The organism is Leifsonia sp. 563 (assembly GCF_040545055.1).
Taxonomy (GTDB): domain Bacteria; phylum Actinomycetota; class Actinomycetes; order Actinomycetales; family Microbacteriaceae; genus Leifsonia.
In genome coordinates, this window is record NZ_JBEPLE010000001.1 from 810,851 (window position 1) to 836,424 (window position 25,574).

Below are 25,574 nucleotides of genomic sequence, written 5' to 3' on the forward strand. Positions count from 1 at the left end.
TGAGTGGCGATGACGATAAAGATCACACCAAACAGGCAGGCCAACCCCCCGAAAACATACGAAGCGGTGTTGTTGGCCGTGATGCCAAAGACGGTCACGCATGCTGCAAGACCAAGCCAAGCGAATCCGGTCCAGAGCCGTGGCAAACCAAACGACCACCTCATCCAACGGGGAAGGTCATGCGACTTACTCATTTTTCATCCTCGACAAGCAGTGATATTGGGCAGTCCCTGGGTAGCAACGTATCCGATCGCACCGGAAAGGAAGCGGACCAACCAGCCGGGACCATAGAGCGTTCCCAGCCCAACACCGATCGCAATGTAACAGTCGGGGGTGCCGAACGCTTTGGGGTTCGCGGGGGTCCCGTAGCCGGTAAGCGCGATGGTCTGGACCTTTGCGCCGTTGATGTACTTCTGCAGATACGAACCTTTGCATGTGTTGAGCGCGGTCCCCGGCTTAAGGAAGTAGCTGCTGCCGTTCTGAAGCACGCAGTTGTACGAGTACACACCGGTCGACGGGTCAGCGATGACGGGGAACGCTGTGTGCTCGCTGAACTCGATGACCTGGGTGAGGGTACTTCCGTGCACCTCGTAGCGGGTCGGCACCGGGCTGCCGTTGGCGTCCTTCGCCCACGCTTCACCGAAAACCCGCAGCGGCGACCCGTCCGCTGCGACAACCGCAACAGTACCGTTCGCATCCTGCGTGAGGGTCGCCCCCTGGGGAACGCCTATCGGGTAGTCGTACCGTCTCGGAGCGTTGGCATTGTCGATCACCGTATTGATCTGCAGGGTTCCGTCGGCCTTGATGAGCGGGACGGTGGTCGAGCCGTTCTTGTTGTCGTACGCCACGACGCCGGGAAGCTGCGAGTCCGTCGCGTCGGACGCGTGCTGGGCAAACGGCAACCCGATCTGAACCGAGTCCCCGAGGGAGAGGCCGTCGGTCGGGTCAGCCGGGACCACAACCCTGCCGCCCTCGACGGTGGCAGCCGCGGCGGTGACGCTGTCCCTACTCGTCGCGGCAAGGCCGGAAAGCGACTCAGGCGCGACACCTTGGATCGCGGCCACCGCATCCACTGCGTTGACCTCCTCAGCGTCCAGCGCGGCGAACCCGGTCAGGCTTGCCGCGATAACGCAGACCCCGGCCAGCGTTGCGGCAGGCATCAGTACACGAAACTTCTTCATTGAGTCTTTCTCTTCGTTCAACACCGAACGAAATGAACTGGGGTTGTCTGTCACCCGGCAAACAGGAACGGTCGGCAGTTCACTACTCCTGGTCGGTTAGGCCTGTTACTCCTTTAGACGCAGCCAGCCTCAGTTCATGACGCCGAGCCGTGGACTTTTTTCAGCAACGCTCGACGCTGCGCGTGGTCAGCAGGGACTCACCGGTCGAAGGGGTGTTCAGATCGCGGGAGCGGTGTGGCCAGCTGCCAGCCGCACGGGATGCCGCGCACCGTGCCTGCGATCAAGGGGAACGGGATCACCATGACGCAGGCGATCATCCCGAAGCGCAGCACCCAGATGTCGCGGATCGGATCGCGCACCGGGCCGATGAACGCGACGGCGATGACGAGATGGCGAAGCCGAGTCAGTCGGTCCCGTAAGAGAGCAACGGCATCATCGCGACCGCCCCGGTGTACAAGGCGGGACCGAGCGGGCTGTTCACCTCGTTCTTCCAGGTGCTCGACAACGACCTGCTGATCGCCAAGCCGGTCGTGCTCGGCGCGACCGCGGGCACCGCCCGCCACGCGCTCGTCGTCGACGGCGAGATGCGGTCGCTGTTCGCGTTCCTCCGGACCATGACGACGCCGACTTCGGTGTTCGCATCGACCGAGGACTGGCAGGACAAGGCCCTCGGCAAGCGCATCGACCGCGCCGCCCGCGAACTGGTCGTGCTCATGGAGTCCGAGGTCGAGTCCAAGATCACGGACACGTCGTGGGACAGCTACCAGCACGAGTTCGGCTCGGCCGGCGGAAACGAGCTGGGCATCGACCTCGGCTCCGACCTCATGCGCCTCGCCGCGGGCGGGACGCTGCCGGGCGCGCGCAAGTAGCAGCAGAACGAAACGACGGGCCTCGGGCGACCGGGGCCCGTCGTCGTGTGCGGCCAGGCAAGGCTCAGATCGCGACAGCCGACCAGTCGATGACGGCGACGGGTACGCCGGTGCGTTCCAGGTCGTCCTTCAGCGACGTCCGGAACTGCTCGTGCCGACCCCACCAATTTCCGCCCCACACCAGCGATAGCGCACCGCCGACGCGCCCGGAGGTCGCCAGCGGGAGAAATCCACCGTCCACCGCCATCACCATCACGGCTCCGGACATGCGGAAATCCAGCCCGACCACCGAGATGTCGCTCCACGGGAGTTGGGAGATGCGACCGTCTTCCGAGATCAGGAAGAGGCAACGCCGACCGAGCACGAGCCGGCGGCGGGAGTAGGGCGAACCGCCCGCGAAGTAGACCGGACGCGCGATGCTCGGCCCCCGCATCCGTGCCCGCTTGTTGCGGTAGCCCGGATACTCGAGGCGGACTAGTTCAATACCCGCCGCCAGCACGAAAACGGCGACGATGATCGGCCGTTTCGCTGGGTTCGGAACGGCAGAAATGCCGACGATGATGCAGGCGGCCAACGCCATGAGAATGACCGCCGCGTCGCCGAGGCGCGCGGTAATCGATGCGCGACGCAACGGCGAGCGCGCCCGCTCGACGGCGACGTCGAGCTCGTCCACCAACTTCCAGTCGTCCGTCAGAAGACGCACCGGGCGGTCGCTCTCGTCGAGCGTCGTGACGCGGAGCAGAGCTTCGTCCGTCGGCCGAAGCGTCGTCGCACCGCTCATGACTGGATGACGCCCCCCTGAGGCCGGCCCTCTGCACCCGAAACCCGGACCGACTCGACTCGACTCGACTCGACCTCACCCTAACGAGCGACCGGAGCCCGATCAACGTCCCGCACGGCTGTGCGCCTTTCCCCTCGCGAACACGCCGCCGCGCCACCCGCCCTGCGGCTCGCGGCCGCGCGAGGCAGGGGCGATAGGGTCTGGGTAGAACAGGGAGGTCTTGGGGTTGGACATTCTCAGCGTGCTGCACACGATCGGCGTCGTCGTGTGCCTCGTCCTCGCGCTCACCGGGCTCATCCCGGTCATCGCCGCGGCCGCGACCTTCGTCGTCATCCCCTTCCACGCCTGGATCAACCACTACAAGAAGGCCGCCCCCTACCTTCCGCGGGTCGCGATCGTCGTTCCGGCATGGAACGAGGGAGCGGTGATCGGCGCATCCATCGACCGGCTGATGAAACTGGACTACCCGCGCGGCGCCCTGCGCATCTACGTGGTCGACGACGCGAGCACCGACGACACCCCCGAGGTCGTCCGGGGTCGCGCAGAGCTGTACCCGGGCAACGTCCACCTGCTCCGCCGGGAACAGGGCGGCCAGGGCAAGGCGCACACGCTCAACCACGGCATCGCGAAGGTGCTGGAGGACGACTGGATGGAGGCGCTCCTCATCATGGACGCCGACGTCATCTACACCCCCGAGTCGCTGCGGCGCATGACCCGGCACCTGGCCGACCCCGACGTGGGCGCCGTGTCGGCGTACATCAGCGAGGGCAGCAGCGACCGCAACTACCTGACCAAGTTCATCAGCGTCGAGTACGTGCTCTCGCAGCCGGCTGCCCGCCGTGCACAGAACGTGCTGGGCGCACAGGCGTGCCTCGCCGGCGGCGCGCAGCTGCACACCCGCGAGAACCTGCTCGCGATCGGCGGCCGCATCGACACGTCGTCGCTGGCGGAGGACACGATCACCACGTTCGAGACCCAGCTGCTCGGCAAGAAGGTCGTCTTCGAACCGCACGCACACGTGCTCGCCGAGGAGCCCCGCGCTGTCGACGCCCTGTGGAAGCAGCGTCTCCGCTGGGCGCGCGGCAACGTCACCGTCACCGCGCGGTACTCCAAGGTGTGGTTCCGCCCGTCCCGCCTCCACCACCTGGGCGGCATCAGCTTCGGCATCGTCTGGTTCAGCCTCTGGCTGCTCCCCCTCATCATGATCCTGTCGTCGATCGGGCTCGCCGGTCTGCTGTTCCTCCAGGACGGGGTCGCCACGACGGTGTTCCGCATCCTGTGGATCTCGGCCGCGCTCGCCTACCTCTTCGTGCTCATCCTGGGAGCACAGACCGACGGGAGGTCGACCAGGCACGAGCTGGGCCACGTCCTGCTGTTCCCCGGCATCATCAACATGCTCGTCATGATCACCGCGCTCTTCCCGCCGGTCATGCTGGTGTGGCTGCCCGGGCTGTTCGGCGTGACGCTGAGCGAGCCGGCCCTGTTCACCATCACGCTCGCGATCTACATCTGGATCCCGTTCTCCATGGTCGTCGCCTGGCTCGCTCGCAAGGCGGAGAAGGTCCGCGCCGGCCGCTGGCTGTCGCCCGCGCTGATCTACCTGGCCGGATACGGCTCCCTGCTGTGCGCGATCACCTTCGACTCGTACCTCAAGGAGCTCGCGGGCGCGGAGGCGCGCTGGGACAAGACGGAGAAGGTCGGCCGGGTCGCCGCAGGCTGACGTGGTACCGCGGGATGACATCCTCCGGATGACCCGCCCGCGCAGCGACGGGCCTCCCGGCCGATGCCTGCTTTCCGTCCCGCGGCCAGGCTGGAGGCATGACCTCAGTTCCCGCTGCTGCGCCCCCGGCCATCGTCGCCACCGCGCTCACCAAGTCCTACGGCCCCTCCGTCGCGCTCGCCGGCGTCGACTTCCGGGTCACTCCCGGCGAGTCGGTCGCCATCATGGGCGCGTCCGGCTCGGGTAAGACCACCCTGCTGCACTGCCTGGCCGGAATCATCACGCCCGACAGCGGATCGGTGTCGCTGGCGACCGCGACCGGCCCGCTCGAGATCACGGCGCTGGATGAGGCCGGTCGTTCGCGACTGCGGCGCGAAGCGTTCGGTTTCGTGTTCCAGCAGGGGCTGCTCCTGCCCGAGCTCACGGCGATCGAGAACGTCGCCCTTCCCCTGATGCTGACCGGGACGGATCGCCGCGCCGCAGAGCAGACGGCCGCGATGTGGCTCGCCACCCTCGGCCTCGCCGGGTACGAGACGCGCCGCATCGGCCAGCTCTCGGGCGGTCAGGCGCAGCGCGTGGCGATCGCCCGCGCACAGACCACCGGAGCCGCCGTCGTGTTCGCCGACGAGCCGACCGGCGCCCTCGACTCGCAGACGTCCGCCGAGGTGATGGATGCGCTCATCCGCTCGACGACGGACCGCGGCCGGTCGCTCGTCGTCGTCACGCACGACGAGACCGTCGCCGCACGGTGCTCGCGCGTCCTCCGCCTCGCCGACGGGCGCATCGTGGACGAGGTGAACGCCCGATGACGACCTTGCGGCTCGCGTGGCTCTTCGGCCGACGCAGTGTCTCCGCCCGCTCCACCGTGATCCTGCCGGTCGTGGCCTTCGCCGTCGTGACGGCGCTGCTGCTGATCGTCGCGGGTGGAGCGCAAGCCTTCTTCTCGTGGACGGACGACATCGCGGGCCTCTACCAGGTGCTCGCGGTCATCGCCCTCTCCCTGCTCGTGGTGCCGCTCGTCGCGCTCGGCGGCTCCGCGGCACGGCTCTCGGCGCGACGGAGGGACGACCGGCTGGCCAGCCTTCGGCTGCTCGGCGCGACGCCTGCACTGGTGACCGCACTGACGGTCATCGAGTCGACCGTGCTCGCGCTCGTGGGGGCGATCACGGGTGCCCTGGTGGCGCTGCTCGTGTCGCCCCTGGTGGCGCTCATCCCGTTCCGCGGCGAGCCGCTCGGGATGTCCATCCTGCTGTCCCCGCTGTGGGTGGCGGTGGCCGTGGCCGGTATCGGGGCTCTGGCCGCGGTGAGCGCCGTCGTCGGGCTGCGCGGCGTCATCCTGTCTCCCCTCGGCGTGCGCACGCGGCAGCAGGCGCCACGGGTGCACTGGGTGCGCGTCCTGATCACGGTCGGAGTGGTGGCGGTCGTCGCCGTCGCCATGACCGCGCTGCGGGCGGTGGCCGATGTCGGGATCGTGATGGTCGTCCTCGCCGTCGGGTTCGGCGGGAGCATCGCCGTTCTGAACCTCATCGGCCCGTGGGTCCTGCGGCTGGTCGCCTCCGGGCAGGCCCGCCGGGCGCGGACCGCTCGACGCCTGCTGGCGGCTCGGGTGGTGCTCGAATCGCCGAAGGCCGCCTGGCGGCAGGTGTCCGGCGTCGCGATGACCAGCTTCATGGCCGTGTTCGCCGGCGTCGGCGTCGCCCTGATGGATGCGGCAGGCGACTCGGGCGACCCGCAGTCGCGGCTGCTGGTCGCGGACATCCGCACCGGCGTGCTCATCACCGTCATCGCGTCGTTCCTGATGGTCGCGTGCTCGGCCGGCGTGAACCAGGCGGCCGCCATCCTCGACCGCCGCGACCTCTACGTGAGCCTCGACCGGATCGGGATGCCCGTCGCCGAGATGAACGCCGCGCGCAGCCGCGCCATCCTGTCGCCCCTGCGGGTGACCGCGATCGGGTCGGCGGTCACGGCGGCGGTCGTGGTGCTGCCGCTCACCGGGATGAGCCTCCTGCTGTCCCCGCTCACACTGGTGACGGTGGCGGCGTGCCTCGCCGCCGGTGTGCTGCTCGTGTGGGCGGCCCTGCGGGCCACGCGGCCGGTTCTCACGCGGGTGCTCGCGGAGCCATCCCCCAGTCTGTGACCCAGTAGGGTCGAAGCATGCCCGAAAACAGCGACGTGGCGGCTGCGCTTGAGCAGCTGCACAGCATCCGGCAGAGCATCGACAACATCGACGCCGCGGTCATCCACATGCTCGCGGAGCGATTCAAGTTCACGCAGCAGGTGGGTGCGCTGAAGGCCGAGCATGGGCTCCCGGCGGCCGACCCGGAGCGCGAGAAGGAGCAGATCCAGCGCCTCCGTGCCCTGGCCGAGGAGAGTCACCTCGACCCCGCGTTCGCGGAGAAGTTCCTCACATTCATCATCGCGGAGGTCATCCACCACCACGAGCGCATCGCCGGCGAGAACGGCAGATAGCGCATGGGCTGGGACGCATCCGCCCTGCCGGACGCCCACGGACGCACGGTCGTCATCACCGGTGCGAACGCGGGCGTCGGCTACTTCACCGCGGAGCAGCTCGCGACGGCCGGCGCCCGGGTGGTGCTCGGCTGCCGCGACCCGGAACGCGCGGAAGCGGCGGTGTCGGCCATCCGCCGCCGCGTGCCCGGTGCCCGCGTCGAGGCGCTGCCGCTGGACGTCACGGACCGGCGGTCGATCGACGCGGCGGCGGACGCCCTCCTCGCCTACGAGCGGGTGGATGCGCTGGTGCTGAACGCGGGGATCGTCCACCCGCCGCGTACCCGGCAGACCGACGAGTACGGCAACGAGCTGGTGCTGGCCACGAATGTGCTCGGACACTTCCGCCTGGTCGCACGTAGCATCCCGGCTCTGCAGCGGACCCCCGGATCGCGCATCGTCACGCTGGGTTCGCTGGCGTCGCGGCTCGGCCGCGTTCGTGTCGACGACCTCCAGCTGGAGCGCTCGTACACCGCGTGGCGCGCCTACGCGGGCTCGAAGATCGCGGCGCAGGTGTTCGGGTTCGAGCTCGACCGCCGGCTGCGCGCGGCAGGGTCGGACGTGCAGAGCATCGTGGTGCATCCCGGCTACTCGACCTCGGGGCGGACACCCGGAATCCGCGGCGTCAATCAGCCGTCACGGCTGAAGCGGTTCGCGGACAACCTGCAGGCGGCGTGGACGCAGGGCAAGGACGAGGGCGCGCACGCGCCGGTCCGCGCGGTGCTCGACCCGTCGATCGGCGGCGGCGACTACCTGGGGCCCGCGCTGTGGACGAAGGGCGCACCGGTGCACGCGCCGGCGACCAGAGCATCCCGTTCGCCGCGCCTCGGCGCCGCCCTCTGGCCGCTCTTCGAGCGAGCCGCCGAGCAGCCCTTCCCCCTCTGAGCCGCTAACAAGCGAACAGCTCCTGAGTTTTTCGCTCGATCGGAGGCGATTCGTGCGAAAAACTCAGGAGCCGTTGGCTTCGAAGGGGACGATCGAGAGGAGGCGGTGCGTGGACGGCACTCGGGCGCGCAGCGCGTCCCGGGCGGCGGCGTAGTCGGCGCCCTCCGCCTCGATCTCCTCGATGGCGGCCTCGCGGATGATCGCCTTCGCGATCACACGACCGCCGCGGGGCATGGCGTTGTGCACCTGCAGAAGGTCGAACCCCTCGGGCACTTGCTCCTCGATGAGCGCACGGGCCGACTGCGCGTCGTCCGCCTCCGCCGTGAGCTCCTGTGTCTCGCTGCTCTGGATGAGACCGCGCACCTTCATGCCTCAACGCTAGCCGACCGCGGACCTGCCGCTGTCACGGCCGGCCCGATACGGTGAAGGGATGGACTACCTCACCCAGCCCATCGATCCGACCTCCGAGAACGACCTCGCGGCGGGCGGACTCCGCCTGACCCTCGTCGACACCTCCGACCCCGCCGCGTTCGACGGCTGGATCCGCGCCGACTTCCGCGGTTTCCACAGCGAACGTCCGAAGGACGAGGTGCTGGAGGAGGCGCGCGGCTACCTGGGCCGCCGCCGCACCACCGGCGTCTACGACGACGCCATCCCCTCCCGCGAACCGGTCGGCACCGTGAACTCTTGGGTCGCACCGCTCACCGTCCCGGGCGGCCAGCGCGTCGGCGCCTGGGCGATCAGCTCGGTCACCGTCGCGCCCACCCACCGCCGGCGCGGCATCGCCCGTGCGCTGCTGGGCGGGGAGCTGCGCGCGGCACATGCTCTCGGCGTGCCGCTTGCCATCCTCACCGTCTCCGAGTCGGTCATCTACGGGCGATGGGGATTCGGCCCCGCGACGTTCGCGACCGCCTGGAACGTGGACACCAAGCGCGTGCGCTGGGCGGGCGGCGAGACGCCGGGCCGCCTGTCGTTCACCGACCCGGAGGAGTATCGCGAGACCGGCGAGCGCGTGCTCGACGCCGTGATGGCCGGCCGACCCGGCGAGATCGGGCTGGAGCCGTACCTGGCCCACCGCCTGATCGGTCCGCTCAAGGGCAGCCCCGACGCTGACAAGTACCGCCTTGTGCGCTACGACTCCCCGTCGGGCGAGCCCGAGGGCTTCGTCTCGTACGTGGTCAAGGGCGACGACGACTTCACGCGCCACACCGTCGAGGTGAACCACCTGGCGGCCGCGACGGATGAGGCACTCACCGCCCTCTGGCGCTACCTGCTCGACCTCGACCTGGTCGCCACGGTGAAGGTGTGGACCCGCGGGGTCGACGAGCCCCTTCCCGCCCTGGTCTCCGACATCCGCGGCGCGCGGGTCACCGACCTCGAGGACCACCTCTGGGTGCGCATCCTCGACGTCCCCGCAGCACTGCAGGCGCGGACGTACGAACGCGACGGCTCGCTCGTGCTCGACGTGACGGACGACCTGGGCCTCGCCGCCGGCCGCTTCCGGCTCACCGTGACGGACGGACGCGCCGAGGTCTCCCCGACCGACGACGCTGCCGATGTCACCCTGCCGGTCGCATCCCTCGGCAGCGTCTACCTCGGGCACGGCCTGGCACGCGGGCTCGGCCTGGCCGGCCGCATCGAGGGCGACGTGGATGCGCTGGACCGCCTCTTCCGCACGGCCGTCCCGCCGCGGTTGAGCACCTGGTTCTGACGGGCGTCGCGGTCCGGTAGCCCGGAATAGCCCTTGGTTATTCCGGAATAGGGCCGCCAAACCGGAATAACGCGCCTGACTCAGTCGATCAGGTCGTGGCGCACCACGATCTGGTCGCGGGCCGGGCCGACGCCGATGGCGGAGATGCGGGCGCCCGAGAGGCGCTCCAGGGCGAGCACGTAGTCCTGCGCGTTCTTCGGGAGGTCCTCGAACGTGCGGGCGCCGCTGATGTCCTCGGTCCAGCCGGGGAACTCCTCGTAGATCGGCTTCGCGTGGTGGAAGTCGCTCTGCGAGGCGGGCACCTCGTCGTGGCGCACGCCGTCGACGTCGTAGGCGACCGCGACCGGGATGCGGTCGATGCCGGTGAGCGTGTCCAGCTTGGTGAGCACGAAGTCGGTCACCCCGTTGACGCGCGCGGTGTAGCGGGCGACGGGGGCGTCGTACCAGCCGGTGCGGCGCGGACGACCCGTGGTGGTGCCGAACTCGAAGCCGCGCTCGCGCAGGAACTCGCCCCACTCGTCGAACAGCTCGGTCGGGAACGGACCGGCGCCGACGCGCGTGGTGTACGCCTTGACGATGCCGATGACGCGGTCGATCCGGTTGGGGCCGATGCCCGAGCCGGTCGCAGCGCCGCCGGCGGTGGAGTTGGAGGAGGTGACGAACGGGTAGGTGCCGTGGTCGACATCCAGCATCGTCGCCTGGCCGCCCTCGAAGAGCACGTACTTGCCCTCCTCCAGCGCCTGGTTGAGCAGGAGGGAGCTGTCGACGACCATCGGACGCAGGCGCTCGGCGTACTCGAGCAGCTGCTCGACGACCTCGTCGACCGTGATCGCGCGGCGGTTGTAGACCTTCACCAGCAGGTGGTTCTTCTGGTCGAGGGCGCCCTCGACCTTCTGCCGCAGGATGTTCTCGTCGAAGATGTCCTGGATGCGGATGCCCACGCGGTTGATCTTGTCCGCGTACGTCGGGCCGATGCCGCGACCGGTGGTGCCGATCTGCCGCTTGCCGAGGAAGCGCTCCGTCACCTTGTCGATGGTGCGGTGGTACGAGGTGATCACGTGCGCGTTCGAGCTGACCTTGAGGCGGGAGACGTCGACGCCGCGAGCGATCAGGGCGTCGAGCTCCTCGAACAGCACCTCGATGTCGACGACGACACCGTTCGCGATGACGGGCGTGACGCCCTCGGTCAGGATGCCGGAGGGGAGGAGGTGCAGGGCGTACTTCTCGTCGCCGACGACGACCGTGTGCCCGGCGTTGTTGCCGCCGTTGAACTTGACGACGTAGTCGATCCGGCTGCCGAGGACGTCGGTCGCCTTGCCTTTGCCTTCGTCACCCCACTGGGCGCCGATGATCACGATCGCGGGCACGTTTCACGTCCTCTCGGTGGTTGGAACACGTCGGCGCCACGCGGACGACCGTCGCACTCGATCCTATCGCGACCCGTAAAGTTGCACACAACTGTGCAAGAAGGGCGTACACTGGATGCATGCCCACCCCCTCCACCCGCGCACCGCGACGCGACGCCACGGCGAACCGCGAGGCCATCCTCGGAGCCGCCGCCATCGCCCTCAATGAGGACATCGACGCGTCGCTCGAGAACATCGCCGCGCGCGCCGGCCTCAGCCGCCGCGCCGTCTACGGGCACTTCGCCACCCGCGACGAGTTGCTGGTCGAGGTGTTCACCCGCGGCGCACGTCGGCTCGCCGCCCTGCTCGACCCGGTGTCGCATCCCGACCCCCTCGTCGAGATCGCGCTGTTCGGCGCGACCCTCTGGGCCGAGGTCGAACATGTCCGCGTCAGCGCGGCACTCGCCGTCCGCGGCCCGCACCGCGAGATGGTCGGCACCGCCCTCGACCCCGCGCGCGAGCGCCTCCGCGACACCGTCCGGCGCGGGATGGAGTCGGGCCGCATCCGCACAGACCTCGACCGCGAGACCACGACGCGCCTCATCGAGAACGCCGCCGTGTCGGTGCTCGACGAGGCCACCCGCGCCCGCCTCAGCCCCGAAGCCGGCCACCGCCTGGTCATGCTGGCGGGGCTCGGCGCAGCAGGCATGAGCTGGCGCGAGGCGGGCGAGCTGATCGCGTCCACCCCCGAGCTGGCCTTCACGCCCGCGGAGACGAACGACGGAGGTGCGCAGCGATGAAGGTCGTGCTCGATCAGGTCACCAAGGGAGCGGCCCTCCCGCCGACGTCCGCGACGTTCGAGACCGGCCGCGCGTCCCTCGCCCGCGCCGAGACCGAACAGCGGCCGACCATCCTGGGGCTGATCGCTTCCGGGCGGATGCGGCCGGACGCCGGCAGCGTCACGATCGACGGCAGCACCGATTACGCCGCGATGCGCCGGAGGATCGCCCTCATCGACGCCCCCGACGTCTCCGAGCCGGCCTCCGACGTGACCGTCGCCGGCATCGTCGCCGAGGAGCTGATGTTCGCCGGGCGGGCGTCGCATCCCGTCGCGGTGTCCCGCTGCCTGAAGGAGCTCGGCGCCTCCGAGTGGGCGCGCTCCTCGATCGGCACCGTGCCGCCGACCGTGCGCATCCGGCTGATGGCCGAGCTCGCACTGCTCCGGAAGGGCGTGGATGCGCTGGTCATCGTCTCCCCCGACCGGCACGGAGGCGACCCGGTCGAATGGTGGCGGTTCGCCCGCGAGCTGGCCGGCCGCGACATCGCCGTGCTCATCGTCGCCGGCGACGCCTCCGCTGCGGCCATCGCCGCCGCCTCGTTGGTCTCCCGAATGGACGAGACCGGACCGAACACCTTTGACGAAGACCCCGGCCGGGATGACACCGACGATCTCCCGGACCTGATCGTGACCCAGCCGAATGAAGAAGGCGCATGAAGATCCCGCAGATGATCGCGGCGGAGTTCCGCCGTCTCACCGCCAGCCCGATGTCGATCGTGGCGCTCATCGCACTGATGTGCGTCCCCGTCCTGTACGGAGGCCTCTACCTGTGGGCCAACCAGAACCCGTACGCGAACCTGGACCGCATCCCGGCGGCCATCGTGGTGGATGACGCGGGCACGACCGTCGACGGCAAGACCGTCAACTACGGCGACGACGTGGCCGACCAGCTCATCGACGACGGCTCGTTCCAGTGGCACCGCGTGGAGAAGAGCTCCGCCGCGAGCGGGGTCGACGACTCGAAGTACGACTTCAGCATCACCTTCCCGAAGGACTTCTCCTCCGCGCTGGCCTCCGCCTCCGGCACCAGCCCGCATCGCGCGGTCGTCACGCTGACGACCAACGACACCAACAGCTACCTCGCCTCCACGATCGGCACGCAGGCGGCGGAGAAGATCCGCACGTCGATCGTCAAGCAGGTGAACGAGCAGGCGGCCAAGCAGTTCCTCGTCGGGCTCGCCGACATCCGATCCAACCTGGTCACGGCCGTCGACGGCGCGAACCAGCTGGTCGACGGCAGCGCCACGGCGCAGTCGGGAGCCTCGCAGCTGGCGGACGGCACGTCACAGCTCGCCTCCGGCTCTCAGGAGCTGGCGAGCAAGCTCGGAGAGCTGGCGTCCGGCGCCCAGCAGGTGAGCGACGGCGCGGCCCAGGTGGCCGCGGGCAACCAGCAGCTCGCCGCGAAGGCGAACGAGGCGGGCGCCGCGGCAGCCCAGATCGCCGCGGACGCGCCCGCCGCCCAGCAGGACCTCCTGAACCGGCTGACCGCAGCGGGGGCCACGGAGGCCCAGCTCGCCGAGGTGAAGGCGGTGCTCGGCGACCTCGACACGAAGGTGCAATCCGGCAACGCGCAGATCCAGGGCGCCGTCGGTCAGATCAACCAGCTCTCCGCGGGCGCCGACCAGGTCGCCGGCGGGGCGTCGCAGGTCGCGTCCGGCTCGCAGCAGGCCGCGTCCGGCGCCTCACAGCTGGCCTCCGGCGCCTCGACCGCCGCGAGCGGGGCCGCCCAGCTGCGCGACGGGCTGACGACCCTGCACGACGGCACAACGCAGCTGCGCGACGGGCTGAAGCAGGGCGTCGACCGCATCCCGGACAACTCCCCCAGCCTGCAGAAGAAGCAGGCGTCCACCATCGCCGACCCGGTGAACCTGAAGAACGACTCGATCACCTCCGCGGGCACGTACGGCGCCGGCCTCGCCCCGTTCTTCGTCGCCCTGGCCGCGTGGATCGGCATCTACGCGCTGTTCCTCATCGTCAAGCCCGTGTCGCGACGGGCGATCACCGCGCTGCACTCGCCCGTCAAGATCACCCTCGCGGGCTGGCTCACCCCTGGGCTCCTCGGGGCGATCCAGATGATCGGGCTGTTCGCGATCGTCTCCGGCGCGCTCGGGTTCCGCATCGACAACCCGGTCGGGATGTACGGGCTGATGGGTCTGGCATCCGTCACGTTCGCGGCGATCATCCTCGCGCTCAATGTCTGGCTCGGCAGCGTCGGGCAGTTCCTCGGCCTCGTGCTGATGGTGCTCCAGCTCGTCACCGCGGGCGGCACGTTCCCCTGGCAGACCCTCCCCGGCCCGCTGGCGTCGCTGCACCACGTGCTGCCGATGTCGTACGCGGTCGACGGCATCCGCCAGCTGATGTACGGCGGCAATCCGGCGACGGCCTGGGCGGACGCGGGAGTGCTCGCGCTGTGGATGCTGATCGCGCTGCTCATCGCGGCGATCGGCGTGACGAGGATGACGCACTTCCGGACGCTGCGCGACCTGCGCCCGTCGCTCATCGGGTAGGCGGACCCGGAGGGGCAGCGCACCTCTGGTGGTCGGGCCGCCGCCCGCACTAGGGTGGCGGCAGACAGCACCCGCAACCGAGGAGGACGACATGGCCGATCTCGAAGTCCAGGCAGCCATCGCGCAAGCCCGGCAGGCGGCGAGCGCCGCCAGCTACGACATCCAGAAGCTGCCGGAGGACTCGATCGAGCGCCAGGCGCTGCACAACCTGGTGACGGCGGTCGACTCCATCATCGAAGCGCTCGACACCGAGTGACGTGACGGTGCCCGCGCGGCGGCGCAGGCGACGGCGTCCGGCGACGGTGGCCGGCGCTAGGGTGGCGGCGTGACCGATACGCTGCGCATCCTCCACCTCTCCGACACGCATCTGTACGGCGACGGCCGGCTGCACTACGGCATCGTGGACACACTGGCCGCGCTCGATCGCGTGCTGGCGCGTGCGTCGTCGCTCGAGGCGGTCGACCTCATCGTCGCGTCGGGAGACCTGTCCGACGACGGCTCGGCGGCGTCGTACCGGAAGCTGAAGGCGACGCTCGAGCCGTGGGCGGCCGAGCGGGGTGCGGCTGTCGTCTACGCGATGGGCAACCACGACCTCCCCGACGGGTTCGAGGAGGTGCTCGGCGCGCGCGAGACCGAGACGACCGTGCGCGGCTTCCGTGTGGTGACCGTCGACACGAGCGTGCCGCTCGCCGGGTACGGCCGCGTCGAGGAGGCACAGCTCGACCGCCTCCGCGACCTGCTCGCCACGCCGTCCGAGAGCGGGACCATCGTCGTCCTCCATCACCCGCCCGTGACGCCGACGACCGTGCTGTTCGAGTCGCTTCGGCTCGTCGACTCCCAGCCGCTGCTCGACACGCTCAGCGAGGGGGATGTGCGGCTCATCCTGGCGGGGCACTACCACCACGGCCTCCTCACCGAGGCGGGGCCGGCGGGCATCCCCGTCGTCGTCGCGCCGGCGGTCGCGAACACGACCGATGTGCTCTGGCCGGCACCGCGGGAACGTGCCGTGCGGGGCGCGGGCTTCGCGTGGGTGCAGCTGCCCGACGACGGCCCGATCCGGGCGCATCTGGTGTCTGCGCCGGCGCCGGACGACGGCGAGACGGTGTACGACCTGGATGCGGCCGCAATCAAGCGCATCTCAGACGACGCCGGATGGCGACGGTGACGCCCGCGGGCTACTCGGGCACACCGCTCTGGAAGAAGCTCGGGCTGAAAGCCGGGATGCGCGTGAGCGTGCTCCACGCCGATCCCGGCTGGAGCATCCCGCTCGACGGTGCACCCGAGGTCGACTGGACCGACGAGGCGCCGAGCGGACTCATCCTCGCGTTCTACCGGGAGGCGTCGGTGTTCCTCAACGAACTGGACGAGCTGGGGGAACGCATCCGCCCCGACGGGATGGTGTGGGCGGCCTGGCCGCGCAAAGCAGCCGGGCATGTCAGCGACATGACGGAGAACCTCATCCGCGACGCCGCACTCGAGCGCGGACTCGTCGATGTGAAAGTGGCGGCGGTGGACGAGGACTGGTCGGGGCTCAAGCTCGTCTGGCGGCGGATCAACCGCTAGTCGAAAGCGACGTGCTGGCGGATCCACCCGTGCATGGCGACGGCCGCGGCCGCCGACGCGTTGATGGAACGTGTCGAGCCGAACTGCGAGATCTCGACCACCGCATCCGCCGCGGCCAGGGCGTCCGGCGACAGACCCGGACCCTCCTGTCCGAACAGCAGGACGCACTCCCGCGGAAACGCGAACGTCTCGATCCGGACCGACCCCGGCACGTTGTCGATCGCGATCACGGGAAGGCCTTCACCGCGCGCCCACTCCACCAAAGCGGCGACATCGTCGTGGTGCACGACGTGCTGGTAGCGGTCGGTGACCATGGCGCCTCGCTTGTTCCAGCGGCGGCGGCCGATGATGTGGACGGTGTCCGCGGCGAAGGCGTTGGCACTGCGGACGATCGAGCCGATGTTCATGTCGTGCTGCCAGTTCTCGATGGCCACATGGAACGGGTGGCGGTGCTCGTCGAGGTCGGCGACGATCGCCTCCATCGTCCAGTACCGGTAGCGGTCGATCACGTTGCGGGTGTCGCCGTGGCGCAGCAGTTCGGCGTCGTAACGCGGGTCGTCGGGCCATTCGCCCTGCCACGGACCGACACCGTTGGTCGTCAGTTCGTGCGTCGGGTTCGCCGTCTCATCCACAGGTTCAGCGTATCCACCGCGGCCGCCCGCCTCACCGCGAGAGAGGCGCGGCCCCTAAGCTGGACGCATCCGCTTCCCGGTGAAAGGGGTCCCACGTGACGCGTCGCGACGAGATCGAATGCTGGCTCACCGACATGGACGGCGTCCTCGTCCACGAGAACCAGGCCCTGCCCGGAGCGTCCGACCTCATCCAGCAGTGGCGCGACCAGGGCACCCCGTTCCTCGTGCTCACCAACAACTCCATCTTCACGCCGCGCGACCTGGCGGCACGGCTGCGCACCTCCGGCCTCGATGTGCCCGAGGAGTCCATCTGGACGTCGGCGCTGGCGACGGCCGACTTCCTCAAGTCGCAGATGCCCGGCGGCACCGCCTACGTGATCGGCGAGGCCGGGCTCACCACGGCCCTGCACGAGGCCGGCTTCATCATGACCGATACGAACCCGGACTACGTCGTCGTCGGCGAGACGCGCAGCTACTCCTTCGACGCGATCACCAAGGCGATCCGCCTCATCGGCAAGGGCGCGCGGTTCATCTCCACGAACCCCGACGCGACCGGACCCAGCGCGGAGGGTCCGCTTCCCGCTACAGGCGCCGTGACGGCGATGATCACCAAGGCGACCGGCCGCGACCCGTACGTGGTCGGCAAGCCGAACCCGATGATGTTCCGGTCGGCGATGAACCGTATCGGCGCGCACTCCGAGAACACCGCCATGATCGGCGACCGGATGGACACGGACGTCGTGGCCGGCATCGAGGCCGGGCTGCACACCATCCTCGTGCTCACCGGCATCAGCGACCGCAGCGAGATCGAGCGGTACCCGTTCCGGCCGGACGAGGTGCTCCGGGGCGTCGACGAGCTCGTCGTGCGGGAACCCATCGAGACCGAGCTCTGAGCCGCCCGGCGCACGGACTCTGAGCTCCACCGTGGACGACGTCGCGCACATCCGCTCCGCCCTCCGCGCGGCGGCCCGCTCGGCGTGGACCGCGCTCCGTGCCGAACGCCCCTCGGAGACCTTCTACTACTTCGGTCTCTGGACGACGCCGCTCGCCCACAGACCGGCTCCCACCGCGTGCTCGCTCGAGGGTCTGGAGCGCGCGGTCGAACGGTGTCGCGCCGAGGGCGTGGAGGTGGATGCGGACGAGCTGCGCTGGGCGGTCAACGACTCCCCCTACGACCTCTTCGGCGACCCGCTGTTCGCCGAGGTCGAGCCACTGTTCGACGCGCTCGGGGGCCCGTACGAGCGTTCTTCCGAACTCAACGCGGAACTGCTGGATGCCATGGTCGGAGCGCTCGCAGATCTCGACGCGGAGGGGTTCTTCGGTGTGGGTGCCTCCCGTGACGGGGTGGTGCTGAACGTGACGACCCCCGGACACGACACGGAGGCGGAGCTGCTCGCGTCGGCGCGACGGATCAACCCGCCGGGCGCGCTCGTGCGGTATGAGGCCGACCTGGCGGCGCCCGGAGGCGCGGAGGGCTGACCGGTGCGGGTCAGGCGGCGGGGCCGGGACCGGCGACCGACGAGGTGAGCGGCTGGCCGCTCGACCGGGTGGCGAAGCAGTAGTACGAGCGCTGGCCGTCCTTCCACTGCTGCTCCGTGGCCGGGAACGAGCCGGTGACCTGGAGGTCCGGGTAGGCGCCTGCGGCTCCGAGGTCCACAACTCCGCCCGCCGTGCAGAGGCCGGGGATCTGCTGCGCGAGGGCGTCTGCGCCGGGATACGGCGCCGCGGGGTCGGCGGAGAGCAGGTTGGTGTAGACGAGCTGCGCGGTGTGCGGTGCGGCGCAGTCGACGACGGTGAACTCCTCCGCCCACACGGTCGTGAACGGCTGGATGCACTCGCCGCCGCCCAGCGCATCCCACGGGTGCGTGCCGGCGCCGACGGCGGCGGCGGGCTTGGGCGTCACGGTGGGCACCGGGGTAGGCGTCGGGGTCGGGGTCGCGCTGGGCTTCGCGGAAGCCGACGCGGTGGCCGCCACCGGCGCGGGTTTGGCGGCACCGAGCCACGACGGGATGCGCGTCCCGATCGCGAAGAGACCGATGAGCACCAGCACGACGGCCAGGGCGCCCCCGACCATGAGCAGGATGCGGTTGTTGCGCGAGTTCCAGAAGTCGCCACCGGTCGGAGACGCGGGTGCGGCGGTGGCGCCTGCTGCGCCGTCGGCCGTGGACGCGGAAACGGTAGCGGCACTGCCGGTGCCGACCGTCGCAGCGGAGGCGGCTGCGGCCGAGGCGCCTGCCGCGGCGGGAAGCTCCCACGCCGGGGCAGCGGACGGTTCAGGTGCAGTGGGCGGGGCTGCGGTGGTGTCGACAGGGACGGTCTGCGTGAACGCGAAGGGTGTCGTCGCAGTGAGCTGCGGACCCTCGACTCCGGCCGCGGGCTCCGGCGCTTCGTCGATCGATTCGTCCGTGCTCTCGTCGCCCGGCTCCGAGAGCGGTTCTACAACGATCGGCGATGCGGGGCCGGTCTCGGGTTCCTCATCCACCTCGCCGAACAGCTCGGCCAGTCCGTCGGACTCCTCCGCCTCGACGTCGTCGGCTGCAGTTTCGTCAGCGGCTTCAGGGGCCGACGGCTCAGTGGCGAACGGCTCCGGCGCGAACGGGTCCGTGGCGAACGGCTCCGGCTCTGAGGCGCTCGCGATGCTCTCGGCGTCGATCGGGCTGGTGGCGGGCGACGGCAGGCCACCCATCGCCAGTTCGGCCTCCGCGGCGGGGAAGGCCGGAGCCGACGGAAGGGATTCGACGGGCTCGTCGCGCAGCAGCGCAGCGATCTCGGATGTGTCGAGCTGCTGCGTCGGGGTGTCGACGACGTCCGGGGCGTCGAACACTGCGGGCGGCTCGTATGCCGACGGCGACGCGGGCGGTGCGGCGAGTTCCGGCTCCTCGTGAGACGCGCGCAGGAGGTCGGCGATCTCCGCCGCATCCTGCTGCTGCTCCGGCGTCTCGACCGGCGGCTCGAAGAGCGCTGCCGCGTCGATCGGGGGAAGGACCGGCTGGTGCAACGACGACGGGACCGTGAGCGGATCCTCGGCCGGAGGGAGGATCGCATCGGCGATGGGCGTGGCGGGCGGCTCGGTCGGCGCGGGCGGCCGGGTGAACGCGGACGGGTCGATCGGGATGACGCTCGTCGTGTCACCGATGACGGATCGGCCGGACGGAACATCGGACTCGGGCGCTCCGAAGCCGAGCAGCGCGGCAAGGCCGTGGCCCTCCTGCTCGTCCGACTCATCCTCGTCGTCGGCGGGGATCTCGGGCGCGTCGAAGATGGTCCGCGGCTTCTCCGGTTCGGGCGCGGGCGTCGGCAGCGCCGGTTCGATCACCCAGGAACGGACGGCGGCGGGCGGCTCCTCGTCGTCCGACGGCTCGGTCGCCGACGGCTCGGCCGGCGACGGCTCCTCGGGCGCGGCGAACGGGGCGAAGATGCCCGCCGAGCTGGGTGCCTTCGGCTCCACGAACGTCGAACGGAACACCGGCGGTACGAGTGGAGGCGCGGCATCGGCTTCCGGCTCGGGCTCGGGCTCGGCGGCCGCAGCCGACTCCGCAGACGCAAGCGGCTCCGCAGGTGCGGCCGGTTCGTCGGACGGCGTCTCGACTCCGAGCGGTTCGAAGAGTGCGGTCGGCGTCGGGTCGGTCGGCGTCGGCTCGCTCGCCGTCGCTACCGGCTCGCTCTGCTCCGCAGCGAAGGGAGCCGTCTCTTCCTCCGCCGGACGGGACGCCTCCTCCTGCTCGACCAGGGGGTCGCCGCCGACTCCCGGAGTCAGGTTCCAGTTGAATGCGACCGGGAACTCCGTCGGCTGCTCCTCGACGACCTCGGGCTCCTCGATGACACTGCCCAACAGTTCGTCGAACGGCGACGGCTCGTCCGATGCCGCAGTCGCGGGCGCGGCATCCATCGCGATCGGAGGAGTGGGGGCGGCCGGTGCCGGTTCCGCGTCCGCTTCTTCTTCAGCGTCGCCTGCCGGAACATCGGACGCCTCGATTGTCTCGGGCGCATCGGCGGGACGATCGACGTGGCGCCCGCCGGTCAGCTGCTGCAGCAGCCAGTCGGCGCTGCCGAACTCGGGCTCCTCTGCCTCCGGCTGTTCGGCCGGGACCTCGGGCGCGTCCCGTCGTTCGTACGGACGTTCGTCGTCCGCAGCGCCCCGCCCGCGCTCGTCGGACACTATGCCAGCCCCAGGTCCTTCAGGCCGATGGCGGCGTAGTAGGGGTAACCGGCGGCCTCGATGGCCTCACGGGCGCCGGTGTCGCGGTCGACCACGACGGCGACGGCGGCGATCTCGGCGCCGACCTTGCGCAGCGCCTCCGCGGCCTTGAGCGGGGAACCGCCGGTCGTTGAGGTGTCCTCGAGCACGATCACGCGCTTGCCCTCGAGGTCGGGGCCCTCGACCTGCTTGCCGCGGCCGTGGTCCTTCGGCTCCTTGCGCACGACGAACGCGTCGTAGGTGAGGCCCTGGGCGGCACCCTGGTGGAGGATCGCCGCGGCGACGGGGTCGGCGCCCATGGTCATGCCGCCGACGGCGAAGACGTCGGGGATGTCGCGGATGAGGTCGATCATGACGCGGCCGATGAGCGGCGCGACGCGGTGGTCGAGGCTGACCTTGCGCAGGTCGACGTAGTAGCTCGCCTTCTTGCCGCTGGTGAGCGTGAAGTCGCCGTGGAACACGGCCTCGGCGGCGATGTAGTCGATGAGCTGCTGTCGTGCGTCGGTCACATCCATGATTCTAGAGGGGAACCCGCCGGACCCCGGGAGTTCTCCACAGGGCGTCCCTGTTCCACGGACGCCTCCCGGCTCGGGCGACGTCGGCGGCGGCCGATACGATCGGAGCATGCGCGTCGCGACCTGGAATGTGAACTCGATCCGCACCCGCGTGGGCCGCGTCGTCGACTGGATGGTCCGCGAAGACGTGGATGTGCTCGCCATGCAGGAGATCAAGTGCAAGCCCGAGCAGTTCCCGTACCAGCCGTTCGACGACGCGGGTTACGAGGTCGTGCTGCACGGCCTGAACCAGTGGAACGGCGTCGCCATCGCCAGCCGCCTGCCGCTGGAGGACGTGACCATCGGGTTCCCCGACATGCCGGGATTCCTCAAAGACCATGACGGGCCCGACCTCCCGAAGGAGGCGCGCGCGATCGGCGCGACGGTCGAGGGCATCCGGCTCTGGAGCCTGTACGTGCCCAACGGCCGATCGCTCGCCGACCCGCACTACGTCTACAAGCTCGACTGGCTGGCCGCGCTGGCCGCCGACACGCAGCGCTGGCTCGCCGACGATCCCGCCCTCCAGCTGGCGCTCATGGGCGACTGGAACGTCGCGCCGCTCGATTCCGACGTCGGCGACCCGAGCCTGGTGCCCGGCATCTCGACGCACATCTCGCCGCCGGAACGCACCGCCTTCGCGGCCTTCGAGAAGGCCGGGCTCACCGATGTCGTCCGGCCGATCGTGCCGGACGGCTACACGTACTGGGACTACAAGCAGCTGCGGTTCCCACGCAACGAGGGGCTCCGCATCGACTTCATCCTCGGCTCCCGCGCGTTCGCCGACCGGGTGGTGGATGCGAGCATCCACCGCAACGAGCGCAAGGGCGACGCCCCCAGCGACCACGTGCCCGTGCTCGTCGAACTCGCGCCCATCGCCGCGGCCGACGATGACGACGACCGACCGATGATCTTCGGCTGACGAACGCACGATGAGCACGCCGCCTCCGCCCGGTTATTCCGGATACCCGGTTCAGCCGGGTTTCCCGCCGCCCGCGCCTGCACGCCGGCCGGTGGTCGTCTGGGATCTGGTGACCTCGATCATCCTGCTGGTGTTCGCCGTCGTCGTCGCCGCCATCCTCACGTTCGCCGCGTTCTTCCTCGCGTTCGCGAGCGACCCCTGTGGGGCGTCGACGGTGTGCGACACCGATCGCATGGGCGTCGGCTTCGTCATCGCGCTCTTCGGGCCCGGCGTCGTCACCCTGATCACGGTGGTCGTCACCGTGGTGCTGCTGATCGTCCGGCGCATCAGCTTCTGGGTTCCGATCGCGGGCATCCTGCTCGCCGTCGGCGTGTGGGTCGGCGGCGCGGCGCTCGTCATCTCCGGTGTGCCTGGCGCCTCCCTCTAGTCGCGTTCCTCCACCGCATCCGGACCGGCTGCGCCAACTTTCGTTACGAAGCGTTGCGCCGGGCCAGCGGGCGCAGCGCCCGCGTCGGTAGTTTCAGAGCACCATGACCGCCTCGTCCTCCGCCTACCCCGTCGAGTTCTCCGGCGTCGCGCGCTCGTTCCCGGCGCCGAACCGGCGCTCCGGGAAGCGCACCCAGGGCGATCGCGGGCGCGAGGCGTCGGCCCCCACCACGCGCACGGTGCTTCGGGATGTGTCCCTCCGGATCCGCGCGGGCGAGGTCGTCGCTATCCTCGGCCCGAGTGGATGCGGCAAGTCGACCCTCCTGCGCATCGCCGGCGGCCTCGACGCGCCCACCGGCGGAGCCGCCCTCATCGACGGAACCGCGGTCGCCGGGTTCGACGCCCGCTGCGCCGTCGGATTCCAGGAGCCGCGGCTGCTGCCGTGGCGTTCGCTCGCCGACAACGTCGCGCTCGGTCTGCCGCGCGGCCTCGAACGCGCCGCCGGGCAGCAGCGGGTCGCGCAGCTGCTCGAGCTCGTCGGACTGACCGGTTCCGCGACGCTCCGGCCCCGTGAGGTCTCCGGAGGCATGGCGCAGCGTGCGTCGCTCGCCCGTGCCCTGGCCCGCAACCCGGGCGTCCTCCTGCTCGACGAGCCGTTCGGCGCGCTCGACGCCCTCACCCGCCTGAAGATGCAGGACCTCCTGCTCGACATCCACGCTGCGGCGCCCGCCACCATCCTGCTGGTCACGCACGACGTCGACGAGGCCCTGCAGCTCGCCGATCGCGTCGTGCTGCTCGGCGCAGAGGACGGCCGGCCGGGCTCGACGATCCGCAGCGTCACGACCGTGCCCGGCACCCGACCGCGCGACCGCGGCTCCGCCGAACTCGCGCAGCTGCGGGCCGAGCTGCTCGACGGGCTCGGCATCGACCGCCACGGCCGCGCCCGCGACGAGCAGCGGGCGACCGTCCCCGTCTTCCCGTACTGAACCGCACCACCCGCACCAGAGCACCACCACAGCCGCACCACCCGCTCCCCCACACACCCCCGAGAGAGGCATCATGCGCCGCAGACCCACCATCCTGACCGCCGCCGCCGGAATCGTCGCGGCCGCCAGCCTGCTGCTGACCGGCTGCGTCGCCGGCGAGGGCTCCGCCTCCGGCGCCACCAACTCCGCCGGAGTGACGAAGGGCGGAACGCTCAACATCGACTTCGCGACTTACAACCCGCTCAGCCTCGTCATCAAGAAGGAGGGCTGGCTGGAGAAGGCCCTGAAGAAGCAGGACATCACGGTCAACTGGGTGCAGTCCGCCGGCTCCAACAAGGCGAACGAGGCGCTCCGCTCCGGCGCGATCGACGTCGGCTCGACCGCCGGCTCGGCCGCGCTGCTGGCCCGCTCGAACGGATCGCAGATCAAGACCATCGACATCTTCTCGCAGCCCGAGTGGTCGGCCATCGTCGTCGGCCCGAACTCGACCATCACGTCGGTGAAGGACCTCAAGGGCAAGCAGGTCGCGGCCACGAAGGGCACCGACCCGTACTTCTTCCTGCTGCAGGCGCTCGAGGCGAACGGTCTCTCGGCCAAGGATGTCACCATCCAGAACCTCCAGCACGCCGACGGCTGGGCCGCCCTGCAGAACGGCTCCGTCGACGCGTGGAGCGGCCTCGACCCGATCATGGCCAACGCCGAGAAGTCGGGCGCGAAGCTCATCTACCGCAACGTGAAGTTCAACACCTACGGCTTCCTCAACGCCACGGAGTCGTTCCTCGACTCGAAGCCGGATGTCGCCCAGACCGTCGTGAACACCTACGAGTACGCCCGGGCCTGGGCCGAGAAGCACCCCGATGAGACCGCGAAGATCCTCTCGGATGTCGCCGGCATCGACCCCGCCGTCGCCACCACGGTGATCACCGAGCGCACCAACCTGGACGTCTCGAACATCCCCGGCAACGCGCAGCTGGCCGTGCTGAAGAAGGTGGGCCCGATCTTCGTCGAATCCGGCGACGTGAAGTCCCAGACCGACATCGACAAGGCACTCGACTCGCTGCTCGACCCGACCTTCGCGAAGAAGGCCGACCCGAGCGCCATCGAAGGCTGACGCATCCATGACCGTCCAGAGCGCACCGGAGGTCGTCACGACGGCGGCCACCCGCACGTCCGTGCTGTCGCGCCGCGGGGTGAGGATCGCCGCGGGGTTCGTCATCCCCGTCGTGCTGCTCGCCGCGTGGCAGGTGGCGTCGACCTCCGGTGCGTTCACGTCGTCGCAGCTGCCGTCGCCGGCGATGGTGTGGGAGGCCGCGGTCGACCTCGCCCAGCGTGGATTGCTGGGGCAGTTCGTGGCGATCTCGACCCAGCGGGTGCTCATCGGCTTCGCTTTCGGCGCGGGCCTCGGCCTCCTGCTCGGGGCTCTGGTGGGTCTGTCGCGCTGGTCGGATGTGCTGTTCAGCCCGACGCTCGCCGCCATCCGGGCGGTTCCGTCGCTCGCCTGGGTGCCCCTGCTGATCCTGTGGTTCAAGATCGGCGAGGACTCGAAGATCATCCTGATCGCGATCGGCGCGTTCTTCCCCGTCTACACGACGGTCGGCGCTGCGCTCAAGCACGTCGACCGTCAGCTGGTGGAGGCGGGACGCGCGTTCGGGCTGAACGGCGTCCGGCTCTTGACGACCGTCCAACTCCCCGCCGTGCTGCCGTCGGTGATCTCCGGTCTCCGACTCGCGATGGCGCAGGCATGGCTGTTCCTCGTCGCCGCCGAGCTGATCGCGTCGTCGATGGGACTCGGCTTCCTGCTCATCGACTCGCAGAACAACGGCCGGACCGACCGCCTCTTCCTGGCGATCATCCTGCTGGCGATCCTGGGCATCATCACCGACTCGCTGCTCGGTCTGTTCGAACGGTGGACGGCCCGCCGCTGGGGCTGAGCGCTCGTCGCACGATCCA

General features: G+C 70.1%; 28 protein-coding genes. 20 read left to right on the forward strand and 8 right to left on the reverse strand.

Features of this window, described 5'->3' with window-relative positions:
- Positions 1 to 197: 197 nt before the first annotated feature.
- Both ABIC47_RS03950 and ABIC47_RS03955 read right to left on the reverse strand, forming a co-directional pair.
- Positions 198 to 1,235 (reverse strand): hypothetical protein, encoded by a 1,038-nt coding sequence (locus tag ABIC47_RS03950; protein ID WP_354477389.1) that lies wholly within the window; start codon positions 1,233 to 1,235, stop codon positions 198 to 200.
- A gap of 143 nt (positions 1,236 to 1,378) precedes the next feature.
- On the reverse strand, positions 1,379 to 1,540 hold the full coding sequence (locus tag ABIC47_RS03955; protein ID WP_354477392.1) for a hypothetical protein: 162 nt from the start codon (positions 1,538 to 1,540) through the stop codon (positions 1,379 to 1,381).
- A gap of 90 nt (positions 1,541 to 1,630) precedes the next feature.
- Between ABIC47_RS03955 and ABIC47_RS03960 the strand changes: the two genes are divergently transcribed.
- Positions 1,631 to 2,050 (forward strand): NAD(P)H-dependent oxidoreductase, encoded by a 420-nt coding sequence (locus ABIC47_RS03960; RefSeq protein WP_354477395.1) that lies wholly within the window; start codon positions 1,631 to 1,633, stop codon positions 2,048 to 2,050.
- 64 nt (positions 2,051 to 2,114) lie between these two features.
- On the opposite strand, the gene ABIC47_RS03965 is transcribed toward ABIC47_RS03960, so the two are convergent.
- Complete coding sequence (locus ABIC47_RS03965; protein WP_354477398.1) at positions 2,115 to 2,753, reverse strand: hypothetical protein; 639 nt, start codon at positions 2,751 to 2,753, stop codon at positions 2,115 to 2,117.
- 319 nt (positions 2,754 to 3,072) lie between these two features.
- On the opposite strand from ABIC47_RS03965, the gene ABIC47_RS03970 reads away from it, so the two are divergent.
- From ABIC47_RS03970 to ABIC47_RS03990, 5 genes are all read left to right on the forward strand, one after another.
- Positions 3,073 to 4,551: a glycosyltransferase gene (locus ABIC47_RS03970; protein WP_354477401.1), complete on the forward strand. Its 1,479-nt coding sequence runs from the start codon at positions 3,073 to 3,075 to the stop codon at positions 4,549 to 4,551.
- Between the two features lie 98 nt (positions 4,552 to 4,649).
- Positions 4,650 to 5,360, forward strand: coding sequence for an ABC transporter ATP-binding protein (locus tag ABIC47_RS03975; RefSeq protein WP_354477404.1), 711 nt, complete (start codon positions 4,650 to 4,652; stop codon positions 5,358 to 5,360).
- Complete coding sequence (locus ABIC47_RS03980) at positions 5,357 to 6,688, forward strand: FtsX-like permease family protein (protein ID WP_354477407.1); 1,332 nt, start codon at positions 5,357 to 5,359, stop codon at positions 6,686 to 6,688. Before ABIC47_RS03975 ends, ABIC47_RS03980 begins: the two co-directional genes overlap by 4 nt.
- Positions 6,689 to 6,705: 17 nt before the next feature.
- Positions 6,706 to 7,020: a chorismate mutase gene (locus ABIC47_RS03985; RefSeq protein ID WP_018192386.1), complete on the forward strand. Its 315-nt coding sequence runs from the start codon at positions 6,706 to 6,708 to the stop codon at positions 7,018 to 7,020.
- A 3-nt stretch (positions 7,021 to 7,023) separates the two neighbouring features.
- The gene (locus ABIC47_RS03990; RefSeq protein ID WP_089878268.1) at positions 7,024 to 7,944 is read left to right on the forward strand and encodes an SDR family NAD(P)-dependent oxidoreductase; all 921 of its coding nucleotides are present in this window, start codon (positions 7,024 to 7,026) and stop codon (positions 7,942 to 7,944) included.
- Between the two features lie 63 nt (positions 7,945 to 8,007).
- On the opposite strand, the gene ABIC47_RS03995 is transcribed toward ABIC47_RS03990, so the two are convergent.
- The gene (locus ABIC47_RS03995; protein ID WP_354477411.1) at positions 8,008 to 8,313 is read right to left on the reverse strand and encodes a hypothetical protein; all 306 of its coding nucleotides are present in this window, start codon (positions 8,311 to 8,313) and stop codon (positions 8,008 to 8,010) included.
- Positions 8,314 to 8,374: 61 nt separating this feature from the next.
- On the opposite strand from ABIC47_RS03995, the gene ABIC47_RS04000 reads away from it, so the two are divergent.
- Entirely contained in the window at positions 8,375 to 9,655 is a 1,281-nt protein-coding gene (locus tag ABIC47_RS04000) for a GNAT family N-acetyltransferase (RefSeq protein ID WP_354477414.1), read from the forward strand.
- Between the two features lie 80 nt (positions 9,656 to 9,735).
- Here ABIC47_RS04000 and ABIC47_RS04005 read toward each other — a convergent pair whose 3' ends face one another.
- Positions 9,736 to 11,022, reverse strand: a complete 1,287-nt coding sequence (locus ABIC47_RS04005) for an adenylosuccinate synthase (RefSeq protein ID WP_018192391.1) — start codon at positions 11,020 to 11,022, stop codon at positions 9,736 to 9,738.
- A gap of 119 nt (positions 11,023 to 11,141) precedes the next feature.
- Here ABIC47_RS04005 and ABIC47_RS04010 point away from each other — a divergent pair, with 119 nt between their 5' ends.
- The 6 genes from ABIC47_RS04010 to ABIC47_RS04035 all read left to right on the forward strand — a co-directional run bounded on the left by ABIC47_RS04010 (position 11,142) and on the right by ABIC47_RS04035 (position 15,909).
- Positions 11,142 to 11,801, forward strand: a complete 660-nt coding sequence (locus ABIC47_RS04010; RefSeq protein ID WP_018192392.1) for a TetR/AcrR family transcriptional regulator — start codon at positions 11,142 to 11,144, stop codon at positions 11,799 to 11,801.
- Positions 11,798 to 12,496, forward strand: coding sequence for a hypothetical protein (locus ABIC47_RS04015; RefSeq protein WP_354477418.1), 699 nt, complete (start codon positions 11,798 to 11,800; stop codon positions 12,494 to 12,496). Before ABIC47_RS04010 ends, ABIC47_RS04015 begins: the two co-directional genes overlap by 4 nt.
- Positions 12,493 to 14,346 (forward strand): YhgE/Pip family protein, encoded by a 1,854-nt coding sequence (locus tag ABIC47_RS04020; protein WP_354477421.1) that lies wholly within the window; start codon positions 12,493 to 12,495, stop codon positions 14,344 to 14,346. Before ABIC47_RS04015 ends, ABIC47_RS04020 begins: the two co-directional genes overlap by 4 nt.
- Before the next feature lie 91 nt (positions 14,347 to 14,437).
- Positions 14,438 to 14,602, forward strand: a complete 165-nt coding sequence (locus ABIC47_RS04025) for a hypothetical protein (protein WP_018192395.1) — start codon at positions 14,438 to 14,440, stop codon at positions 14,600 to 14,602.
- 69 nt (positions 14,603 to 14,671) lie between these two features.
- The gene (locus tag ABIC47_RS04030) at positions 14,672 to 15,511 is read left to right on the forward strand and encodes a metallophosphoesterase family protein (protein WP_089878282.1); all 840 of its coding nucleotides are present in this window, start codon (positions 14,672 to 14,674) and stop codon (positions 15,509 to 15,511) included.
- Entirely contained in the window at positions 15,499 to 15,909 is a 411-nt protein-coding gene (locus ABIC47_RS04035; RefSeq protein WP_354477424.1) for a DUF3052 domain-containing protein, read from the forward strand. The genes ABIC47_RS04030 and ABIC47_RS04035 overlap by 13 nt, the downstream gene beginning before the upstream one ends.
- On the opposite strand, the gene ABIC47_RS04040 is transcribed toward ABIC47_RS04035, so the two are convergent.
- Positions 15,906 to 16,541: a TrmH family RNA methyltransferase gene (locus ABIC47_RS04040; protein ID WP_354477427.1), complete on the reverse strand. Its 636-nt coding sequence runs from the start codon at positions 16,539 to 16,541 to the stop codon at positions 15,906 to 15,908. The two genes, ABIC47_RS04035 and ABIC47_RS04040, sit on opposite strands and share 4 nt — an antisense overlap.
- A 95-nt stretch (positions 16,542 to 16,636) precedes the next feature.
- Between ABIC47_RS04040 and ABIC47_RS04045 the strand changes: the two genes are divergently transcribed.
- Positions 16,637 to 17,434 carry an HAD-IIA family hydrolase gene (locus tag ABIC47_RS04045; RefSeq protein WP_018192399.1) on the forward strand — a complete coding sequence of 266 codons (798 nt, stop codon included), beginning with the start codon at positions 16,637 to 16,639 and terminating at the stop codon, positions 17,432 to 17,434.
- Between the two features lie 31 nt (positions 17,435 to 17,465).
- Positions 17,466 to 18,020 carry a DUF4303 domain-containing protein gene (locus ABIC47_RS04050; protein ID WP_354477430.1) on the forward strand — a complete coding sequence of 185 codons (555 nt, stop codon included), beginning with the start codon at positions 17,466 to 17,468 and terminating at the stop codon, positions 18,018 to 18,020.
- Between the two features lie 10 nt (positions 18,021 to 18,030).
- Here ABIC47_RS04050 and ABIC47_RS04055 read toward each other — a convergent pair whose 3' ends face one another.
- Together ABIC47_RS04055 and pyrE are read right to left on the reverse strand one after the other, a co-directional pair.
- Complete coding sequence (locus tag ABIC47_RS04055; protein ID WP_354477433.1) at positions 18,031 to 20,700, reverse strand: hypothetical protein; 2,670 nt, start codon at positions 20,698 to 20,700, stop codon at positions 18,031 to 18,033.
- A complete protein-coding gene (gene pyrE / locus ABIC47_RS04060; protein ID WP_089878297.1) occupies positions 20,700 to 21,254 on the reverse strand; it encodes an orotate phosphoribosyltransferase in 555 nt (184 codons plus the stop codon). Before pyrE ends, ABIC47_RS04055 begins: the two co-directional genes overlap by 1 nt.
- Positions 21,255 to 21,363: 109 nt before the next feature.
- Between pyrE and ABIC47_RS04065 the strand changes: the two genes are divergently transcribed.
- The 5 genes from ABIC47_RS04065 (at position 21,364) to ABIC47_RS04085 (ending at position 25,555) form a co-directional block, all read left to right on the forward strand.
- The gene (locus tag ABIC47_RS04065) at positions 21,364 to 22,212 is read left to right on the forward strand and encodes an exodeoxyribonuclease III (RefSeq protein ID WP_354477437.1); all 849 of its coding nucleotides are present in this window, start codon (positions 21,364 to 21,366) and stop codon (positions 22,210 to 22,212) included.
- Positions 22,213 to 22,222: 10 nt separating this feature from the next.
- Positions 22,223 to 22,639, forward strand: a complete 417-nt coding sequence (locus tag ABIC47_RS04070) for a hypothetical protein (protein ID WP_354477440.1) — start codon at positions 22,223 to 22,225, stop codon at positions 22,637 to 22,639.
- Between the two features lie 103 nt (positions 22,640 to 22,742).
- Positions 22,743 to 23,624, forward strand: coding sequence for an ABC transporter ATP-binding protein (locus ABIC47_RS04075; protein WP_018192404.1), 882 nt, complete (start codon positions 22,743 to 22,745; stop codon positions 23,622 to 23,624).
- Positions 23,625 to 23,697: 73 nt separating this feature from the next.
- Entirely contained in the window at positions 23,698 to 24,735 is a 1,038-nt protein-coding gene (locus tag ABIC47_RS04080; RefSeq protein WP_354477443.1) for an aliphatic sulfonate ABC transporter substrate-binding protein, read from the forward strand.
- A 7-nt stretch (positions 24,736 to 24,742) separates the two neighbouring features.
- On the forward strand, positions 24,743 to 25,555 hold the full coding sequence (locus ABIC47_RS04085; RefSeq protein WP_354477446.1) for an ABC transporter permease: 813 nt from the start codon (positions 24,743 to 24,745) through the stop codon (positions 25,553 to 25,555).
- Positions 25,556 to 25,574 lie beyond the last annotated feature (19 nt).